4 protein-coding genes and 2 tRNA genes are annotated in these 7601 nt (G+C 60.6%); 5 read left to right on the top strand and 1 reads right to left on the bottom strand.

Annotated elements, in window-relative coordinates; translation table 11 throughout:
• Window positions 1-15: 15 nt before the first annotated feature.
• Both ACXJ7R_RS19610 and ACXJ7R_RS19605 read left to right on the top strand, forming a co-directional pair.
• Window positions 16-3114, top strand: coding sequence for a beta strand repeat-containing protein (locus ACXJ7R_RS19610; protein ID WP_457153292.1), 3099 nt, complete (start codon window positions 16-18; stop codon window positions 3112-3114).
• Between the two features lie 134 nt (window positions 3115-3248).
• A complete protein-coding gene (locus ACXJ7R_RS19605; RefSeq protein ID WP_457153291.1) occupies window positions 3249-5510 on the top strand; it encodes a calcium-binding protein in 2262 nt (753 codons plus the stop codon).
• Window positions 5511-5630: 120 nt separating this feature from the next.
• On the opposite strand, the gene ACXJ7R_RS19600 is transcribed toward ACXJ7R_RS19605, so the two are convergent.
• A tRNA-Val gene (locus tag ACXJ7R_RS19600) sits at window positions 5631-5706 on the bottom strand.
• Between the two features lie 217 nt (window positions 5707-5923).
• Between ACXJ7R_RS19600 and ACXJ7R_RS19595 the strand changes: the two genes are divergently transcribed.
• The 3 genes from ACXJ7R_RS19595 to ACXJ7R_RS19585 form a co-directional block, all read left to right on the top strand.
• Window positions 5924-6000: transfer RNA gene (locus tag ACXJ7R_RS19595), tRNA-Asp, on the top strand.
• Window positions 6001-6434: 434 nt separating this feature from the next.
• The gene (locus ACXJ7R_RS19590; RefSeq protein ID WP_457153290.1) at window positions 6435-7001 is read left to right on the top strand and encodes a polysaccharide biosynthesis C-terminal domain-containing protein; all 567 of its coding nucleotides are present in this window, start codon (window positions 6435-6437) and stop codon (window positions 6999-7001) included.
• A partial coding sequence (locus tag ACXJ7R_RS19585) for a glycosyltransferase family 2 protein (RefSeq protein WP_457153289.1) occupies window positions 6995-7601 on the top strand: 607 nt, incomplete at its 3' end. The genes ACXJ7R_RS19590 and ACXJ7R_RS19585, both read left to right, overlap by 7 nt.

Genomic DNA, 7601 nt, shown 5'->3' with positions numbered 1-7601 from the left:
TTTTGGACTGGCGGCGTGCCTGACGCAATCGGTGCTACAGCGGATTTCTCTAATCTAGGCGTCAGCGTCACGCATCACATCGACCTGGCGGTTCAAGGTCCGTTCACGGTCGGCACCTTGAACCTGGCGAGTTCCGCCATCGAGAATTACAGTCTCGAACACGGCTCGCTCATCATGAACAAGGCCGGCGGTGCGATCATCAGCGTAACGTCGACCTCCAATCTACAGGCAAGCGTGCTGGCGTCTTCGCTGACGCTGCAGCTCAATGCGGCAACGTTGATCGCGACGACCGGAACCAACACGACCCTCGACGTTCAGGCGCAGATTACTGGAACGGGACTGCTAACCAAATCCGGCCTCGGCACGCTGAAGCTGTCTGATGCGACCAACAACTGGTCGGGCGGAACGCAAATCAATCAAGGCACAGTTTCGTTTGGCGCCGCTGCGTTCGGAACGGGAGACATCACGTTCGCCGGCGATAGCGTGTTCCGGTCTACAGGCGGCGCGACACTTGCCAACGATCTGATCGAACTCGCCGGCGTTTCAACGTTTATCAGGGCACAGACGGGCACGTCACTTTCGTTGACCGGTACGTTCGCGGCGCTCGGCGGCGCCGGGACCGCCGTGCATTTTGGCAGCGCGACGGATAAGGGAACGATTTACTTTGGCTCAAGCAGCATCACCGCCAATGATGCGGGCTCGCTTGCCATTGACGGCGGCACGCTGAGAGCGGGCAAGGCGTTCGCGTCCTTCACCAACGGGCTGGCCAACACCAATATCGCGGCCGGAGCGGTTCTCGACGCCAATGGCTTCTATCTGGAACTGAACCATCTGACCGGGGCGGGCTTGATCACCAACAACGGCCTTTCCGATGTTGTCGCTAACGTCTATGAGGCCGGCAGCTCCATCTTCTCGGGCGTTTTCGCGAATAGCTTGAGCCATACAGGGTTAAACAAGATCGGCACCGGCACCCTGACATTGTCAGGCGCCAATACTTACTCCGGCACGACCACTGTCGCGATCGGAACATTGCGGGCGGGAGCCGACCACGCCTTCAGCGCCACCAGTGTCGTCGACGTAAAAGCTGGCGCGACGCTCAATATCAGCACTTTCGACCAGACCATCGCCGGACTGACCGGCAGCGGCGAAGTCCGGGCCGATACTGTTACCGCGGCCACCTTGACGACGAGTGTAAGCCTTGGCGACGTGAGGGAGTTTGCAGGCGTGATCTCGAACGGCTCGGCGGTATTTGGCGAGCTCAACCTGATAAAAAGCGGCGCGGGAACCCAGGTCCTGTCAGGCCTGAACACCTACACGGGCCAGACCACGATCACGGCGGGAACCTTGGTGCTGTCCGGGTCGGGTTCGATTGCCGATTCATCCGGACTGGCGATTTCCGCAGGGGCCACTTTTGCTCTCGGCGGGCTGTCGGGAAACAGCGCGTCGGTACAGGCATTGGCGAATGCCGGCACCGTCAGCTTCGGCGGAACGACGTTGCATCTGCTCGATCAGTCAGCCGCCCTGGGAGGCACATATCTAGGGTCGGGCTTCACCGATGGTCTTCACATAGACCTCGATGCGACAGCGTCGAATTTCAGCCTTTCGACCGCAACTTTCACCAACTGGGCAGATTCCACTGACCAAATCGCCATCGTTGGCAACGGCCTTGCCAATACGATTACCGGGTCGTCCCACGCCGATACCATTAGTGGCGACCTCGGCAACGACGTGCTGATCGGCGGAGGCGGCGAGGACAATCTGAATGGTGGCGACGGTTCGGATACGGCCTCTTATGCAAGCGCTGCCGCAGGCGTCATTGCGAACCTCTCAAATCACAAGGTCAATACCGGCGACGCCAATGGCGACAGCTATACCTTCATCGAAAACCTGACCGGATCGAGCCATGCGGACCAGCTCTACGGCAACGATGTTGCCAATATTCTGGATGGCGGCATCGGTGCCGATACCATGACTGGCGCTCAGGGCAACGACGGCTACTACGTCGACAATGCGGGCGATATCGTCAGTGAGAGCACTGTCGGCGCCAACGGCACCGACACCGTCAACGGCTATATCTCGATCAACCTCGGCGATGGCAACCACTTCACGGGCAATATCGAGAACGTCGCACTGCGCAGCGCGGCCTCCATCGACGCCACCGGCAACAGCCTGGCCAACGTGCTGACCGGTAATTCCGGCGACAATTTGCTGGACGGCAAAGGCGGCGCCGACACGATGAGCGGAGCGCAGGGCGACGACACCTACTTCGTCGACAATGCGGGCGATATCGTCAGTGAAAGCACCGCCGGCGCCAACGGCACCGATACCGTCAACGGCCACATCTCGATCAACCTCAGTGATGGCAACCACTTCACGGGCAATATAGAGAACGTGACGCTGCTCGGTGCGACTTCGATCAACGCCACCGGCAACAGCCTGGCCAACGCGATGAACGGCAATTCGGGCGTCAACACGCTCACCGGCCTGGGCGGCAACGACACACTGGATGGCAAGGCGGGCGCCGACACCATGCAAGGCGGTATCGGCAACGACACCTACTATGTCGACAATGCCGGAGACCATGTCGTCGAGCTCAACGGCGAGGGTACCGACAATGTCCAGGCCTTCGTCTCGTTCAACCTGTCGGGACAGGAGCTCGAGAACCTGGCACTGCGCAGCGCGGCCTCGATCAACGGCACCGGCAACTCGGCCGCCAACATCATCACCGGCAATTCCGGCAACAACGTCATCAACGGCCTGCTCGGCAATGACACGCTCTCCGGCAGCACCGGCAACGACAGTTTCGTCTTCACCACGGCGCTGAACGCCTCGACCAATGTCGACCACATCACCGACTTCTCGGCGGTCGAAGACACCATCCACCTCGACAATGCGATCTTTGCCGCACTTGGCGGCAATGGCACGCTGACCGCCGACCAGTTCGTCAAGAACACGACTGGCCTTGCCGGCGACGGCAACGACCATATCATCTATGAGACGGATACCGGCTGGCTCTATTATGACAGCAACGGCAGTGCCGCTGGCGGCTCAACCCATTTCGCCACACTGGCCGCCAACCTCGCGCTCACCAACGCCGATTTCGTGGTGATCTGAACGCAGCTTGTGCGCAGTCCCAACAACGCACCTTGTAACGATCTTCACCGCGCTCACCGAATTCCGTTCATGCCAGTACGCGACGCCAGCTGCTGGCCATTTTCCACCGCGCCGGCAGCGAAAGGGAACAAGCCATGCCTATCGGACGCATCGGACAGGACTTCATCGTCAATTCGACGACAACAAACAGTCAGTACAGCCCCGTGATCACAGCGCTGGCCGACGGCCGCTTCGTGGCCACCTGGCAGTCCACTGATACCGGCGACGGCGCTGGCAGCTGCATCCGTGCCCACATCTATAACGCTGACGGTTCAGCGGCCGGCAGCGACTTCATCGTCAATTCGACAGCAACGAGCGATCAATCTAACCCCGCGATCACGGCGCTGGCCGATGGCCGCTTCGTGGCCACCTGGCAGTCCGGTGACACCGGCGACGGCGATGGCTATTGCATCCGCGCCCGCGTCTACAACGCTGATGGCAGTGCGGGCGGCAGCGACTTCATCGTCAACTCGACAGCAACTGGCTATCAGTCCAGCCCCGCAATCACGGCGCTGGCCGATGGCCGCTTCGTGGCCACCTGGCAGTCCTACGACGCCGGCGACGGGAGCAACAGCTGCATCCGCGCCCACATCTACAACGCCGACGGTTCAGCGGCCGGCAGCGACTTCATCGTCAATTCGACAACAACGAGCGATCAGGCTAGCCCTGCGATCACGGCGCTGGCCGATGGCCGCTTCGTGACCACGTGGGAGTCCCACGAAACCAGCGACGGCGACGGCAATTGCATCCGCGCCCGCATCTACGACGCCAACGGTTCAGCGGCCGGCAGCGATTTCATCGTCAATTCGACGACGGTGGGTGATCCGTATAGCCCCACGATCACGGCTCTGGCTGATGGCCGCTTCGTGGCCACCTGGCAGTCCAATGATGGCAGCGACGGCGAAGGCAGCTGCATCCGCGCCCGCATCTACAACGCCAACGGCTCAGCGGCCGGCAGCGACTTCATCGTCAATTCGACGGCAGCGGGTAATCAGTATAACCCCGCGATCACTGTGCTGGCCGATGGCCGCTTCGTGGCCTCCTGGCAGTCCAGTGATACCGGCGACGGCGACGGCAGCTGCATCCGCGCCCACCTTTACAACGCCGACGGTTCAGCGGCCGGCAGCGACTTCATCGTCAATTCGACGACAACTGGCCCTCAGTATAACTCGGCAACCACGGCGCTGGCCGATGGCCGTTTCGTGGCCACCTGGGAGTCCAGTGATACCGGCGATGGCAGCGGCAGCTGCGTCCGCGCCCAGATCTTCGACCCGACCATCTTCGTCGGCACGGCCGGCAAGGACATCTGGCAGGGCAGCAATGTCTTCGCAGACCACATCAACGGCGGCACCAGCGCCGACACGCTCTCGGGTCTTGGTGGTGACGATACGATCAGCGGCGATGCCGGCAACGACATGCTCGACGGTGGCGCCGGCAGCGACAAGCTGTTTGGTGGAGCCCATAACGATACGCTCAACGGTGGCGCCGGCGCCGATCTGATGAGCGGCGGCACCGGCGATGACACCTATTGGGTCGACAATGCCGGTGACCATGTCATCGAACTGAATGGCCAGGGCATCGACAACGTGCAGAGCACCATCTCCTTCAACCTCTCCGGTCAGGAGTTGGAGAACCTGGCGCTGCGGACCGGCGCCTCGATCAACGGCACCGGCAATTCCATTGCCAACGTCATCACCGGCAATTCGGGCGTCAACATCCTGATCGGCCTTGGCGGCAACGATACGCTGGACGGCAAGGAAGGCGCCGACACCCTGCAAGGCGGCATCGGCAACGACACCTACTATGTCGACAATGCCGGTGACCATGTCATCGAAGCGAATAGCCAGGGCACCGACAATGTCCAGGCCTATGTCAGCTTCAACCTGTCCGGCCAGGAACTAGAGAACCTGGCGCTGAGAAGCACCGGCAACATCAATGGCACCGGCAATTCGACTGCCAACATCATCACCGGTAATTCGGGCGCGAATGTCATCAACGGGCTTGGCGGCAACGACACGCTGTCCGGCAGCACCGGCCAGGACATCTTCGTCTTCACCACGGCGCTCAACGCTTCGACCAATGTCGACCACATCACCGACTTCTCGGTGGTCGAGGATACCATCCAGCTCGACAATGCGATCTTTGCAGCGCTTGGCGGCAATGGCACGCTGACGGCCGCGCAGTTCGTCAAGAACACCACCGGGCTTGCCGGCGATGGCAACGACCACATCATCTACGAGACCGACACTGGCTGGCTCACCTATGACAGCAACGGCAGTGCGGCAGGCGGCTCAATCCATTTCGCCACTCTGGCCGCAAACCTGGCGCTGACAAACGCGGATTTCGTGGTGGTGTGAGGAACGCTACATGGGCCCGCCACATCAGGACTGTGTGACGGGCTCTCGACCCCAGCAAGGACTATGCGGTTGCTGGCTCCGGGGAGTGCCGGCGCCACAGGGCTTTTGATTGAAGAAATCTGGTGGGCGATGACGGGCTCGAACCGCCGACATCTTCGGTGTAAACGAAGCGCTCTACCAACTGAGCTAATCGCCCGCTCCGGGCCGGACCTTTAAGCGGTCGAGGTCGGCTTCGCAAGGCCAAATGAGCCGGGGATGCCCTGGTTGGAGGCTGGTTTTGCCAACAAAACGTCGGCTGTCAAAAAACCTTCTCCTGTTTGCTGTTATGCTGTCTTGCTACGCTTGACACCCGGTGGCGAACCCCTTATCCAGCGCCCCAACGACGAACACGGCTGACACGTGCTCGTCAATGCGCGGGTGTAGCTCAGTTGGTTAGAGTGCCGGCCTGTCACGCCGGAGGTCGCGGGTTCGAGCCCCGTCACTCGCGCCATTTCTCCTAAGGGTATCAAGCCCTTGGCTTTGGAGAAATGTTGACGTTGATTGTCGAAATGCTTTCTCGAAAGAGCAGATTGGATCCTTTTCCGGTCTGAGTTTTGAAGGTGGCGCCTCGGCTTGCAGGCTGCCTCCGCACGGATGTTGAATACCTTCACGGGCGGCATCCCCTGTTTCTTGCAACCCGTCCCAACGGCACTGGCTTGGCCGGATATTCGAAATACCGGCGCAGACGACACCCGATCCAGATTCCGATCAACTGACACGCTTGCAACGGCAAGTCTGGCCGCTCCACGCGCTCAGAACTTTGCACAGCGCCAAAAAAAAGTCGTCGTCGCGATGCGAAGCTAGTGGCCCGGTCAGGACATCCCGCGAAAATTGTGGGAGTTAGTCCGATCCGACGACTCGATCAAAATAACGGGGGCTTTGTTCATGAGCGATCATTCCGGGATCCGCCCAAATATTCTCGAATCCACACTTGCCGCAGCTCAGCGGGATCAACGGACTCTTGACGAGCAGCGGCTCAGCATTGCGCCCCTGGTAGACGGCATGACGTTTTTCGACAGCATCCGGCACAATGATGACCGTGGTAGCGTCACGGAGGTCTACGACCCGCGCTGGGGCTGGCACGCCGACCCGCTGGTCTTCTCCTACATCTTCACAATTCGCCCCGGACTGGTGAAGGGCTGGGGCCTGCACAAGCTGCATGAGGATCGCTACTTTGTGGTCAGCGGCGAGCTGGAACTGGTTCTTTATGACCCTCGCCCCGAATCCAGCACATATGGCAAGATTTCGAAGGTTTACCTCTCCGGCAATCGTCCACGCCTGGTCAATATTCCAAAATTAGTCTGGCAAGCCGACCGAAACATCGGAACGTCCGAAGTGGTGGTCATCAATTTTCCAACGATACAGTACGATCACTCAAATCCCGACAAGTACCGGCTGCCCATCGACACCGATCTCATCCCCTATGATTTCGGCAGCGCGAAGGGATGGTGAGCAAGCCTCGCTTTTCCATCCTGATGCCGACGCATTCCCGCGTCGACGTCATCGGTCTGGCCATCCAATCGGTGCTGGATCAGACCGTCGAGGACTTTGAGCTCCTGGTCGTCGGCGACGGCTGCTCGCCCGGCACGGCCGAGGTGGTCGACGCCTTTCAGGACGCCCGCATCCGCTTCTTCGATTTGCCCAAGGCGCCGAGCTATGGCTACGCCAACCGCAATATCGCGCTGCGCGAGGCCCGCGGCGACCTGATCGGCTTTGCGGCCGACGACGACCTGCTGTTTCCGGATCATCTTGAAATCCTAGCGGATGGCCTCAAGGGTGGGGCTGCCATCGCCTACAGCCAGGCGCTGTGGGTTTCCACCGATGGCATCGCAGCACCCTTCCTGACCAATCTGGAGCTGGCCGACGAGTTCAGGGTGTTCACCGAGGTCGGCAACACGATACCCGCCAGTTGCTTCCTGTATCGTGCTGATTGCCTGCCGTCGCGCGATGTCTGGCCGGAAGACGTCGCATCGGGCGGGGATTGGCAATTGTGGCGGCGAATCATGCGCGAGAACCCGCGCAATCCCCTCACCTATTGCCGCGTCCCAACCG

The sequence above is a fragment of the Mesorhizobium sp. P5_C1 genome (assembly GCF_054049815.1).
This window is presented reverse-complemented; position numbering and strand designations above follow the sequence as displayed.

Excerpts from the sequence above, each read along its gene's own strand:
- ACXJ7R_RS19605 (WP_457153291.1), top strand. The coding sequence starts at position 3,249 with ATGCCTATCGGACGCATCGGACAGGACTTCATCGTCAATTCGACGACA.
- ACXJ7R_RS19590 (WP_457153290.1), top strand. The coding sequence starts at position 6,435 with ATGAGCGATCATTCCGGGATCCGCCCAAATATTCTCGAATCCACACTT.